The following is a 1261-nucleotide window of genomic DNA, read 5'->3' as shown; positions in this document are numbered from 1 at the left end:
CTGATCTTCCCCCGAAAAAGTGGACGGGTTTAAGCGGCTTTTAGCTCCATTTCGATCGGGGCGATATATCCGATGGCGGAATGGAGTCGGGTTCGATTGTAGAAGCCCTCGATGAAAGCGAAGATATCGCGCTGGGCCTCGGCGCGGGTTTTGTATTGACGATGATGAACGAGCTCGGTCTTGAGGGTGTGGAAGAAGCTCTCCATCGGGGCATTGTCATAGCAATCGGCCTTGCGGCTCATCGATGCGGTCAAGGCTGCGGTTGCCAGGGCCGCGCGATACTCATGTGAGGCGTACTGCACGCCGCGATCGGAATGATGGATCAGTCCGGCGCCGGGCCGCTGCTGGCGGAGCGCCATCGATAGTGCGGAGGAGACGAGTTCGACCCGCATGTGGTCGCGCATCGCCCAACCGACGATCTTGCGGCTGAAGAGGTCCATGACGGCCGCCAGGTACAGCCAGCCTTCCGCGGTCGGGATGTAGGTGATGTCGGCAAGCCAGACCCGGTTTGGAGTTGCGGCGGTGAAGTCGCGCGCGATCAGGTTCGGCGCGATCGGCAGATTATGGCGACTGTCGGTGGTGCGGACCCGACGTGGCGGCGCCATGATCGCCCGAATGCCATGCCGTCGCATCAGCCGTTCGATCCGGCCGCGGCTAGCCCCACGTCCCTGCGTCCGCAGCACAGCATGGATGCGGGGACTCCCATAGCGCTGACCGCTGTCACGATGGACCTGCCGGATCTCGGCCAACAAGGCGGCACTGGCGGTTGTACGGGCGCTCACCGGACGCTCGCGCCAGGCATAATAGCCGGCCGGCGACACCTCGAGCACGGCACACATCAGCCGCACCGGATAAGTCTCGCGGTGATCTTCGATGAAGCGGAAGCTCATGTCCGGGTTCCGGCAAAGATCGCGATCGACTTTTTTAAAATGTCGCGCTCCATGCGCAGTCGCTCGTTCTCCTGGCGCAGCCGGGCGATCTCCGAAGCCTGGTCCGCCGACATCGGCGTCGCCTGCGTGGTGGGGCGCCACGCCGCCGATGTCGGCTCCTGCCGAAACCTATCCACCCAGCGCCGCAGAACCGAGTCGCGCAGACCGAGCTCCTTGGCGACCGATCCGATCGATCGACCACTCGAGACCGCCAGTTCAACGGCCTGGCGCTTGTAGTCCTCTGTGAACGATCGACGTTGACGTTCTGGCATTCGACACCTCCGGGCTCCTTGAGCCTACTACAGGTGTCCACTCATTCGGAGGAGGTTCAA

The 1261-nt window shown here is 62.9% G+C and carries 1 protein-coding gene; it reads right to left on the bottom strand.

The annotated features are described in order from the left end of the window. Positions 1-29 precede the first annotated feature (29 nt). Positions 30-1201 (bottom strand): IS3 family transposase gene (locus AC1VNY_RS42465; protein WP_482409663.1). Its coding sequence is split into 2 segments (ribosomal slippage): positions 30-910 and positions 910-1201, totalling 1173 coding nucleotides; the frame shifts between segments, so codons are not numbered across the junction. Positions 1202-1261: the final 60 nt, after the last annotated feature.

The sequence above is a fragment of the Bradyrhizobium ferriligni genome (genome assembly GCF_056837965.1).
The sequence above is the reverse complement of the archived record's forward strand: the minus strand, read 5'-3'. Positions and strand labels throughout refer to the sequence as shown.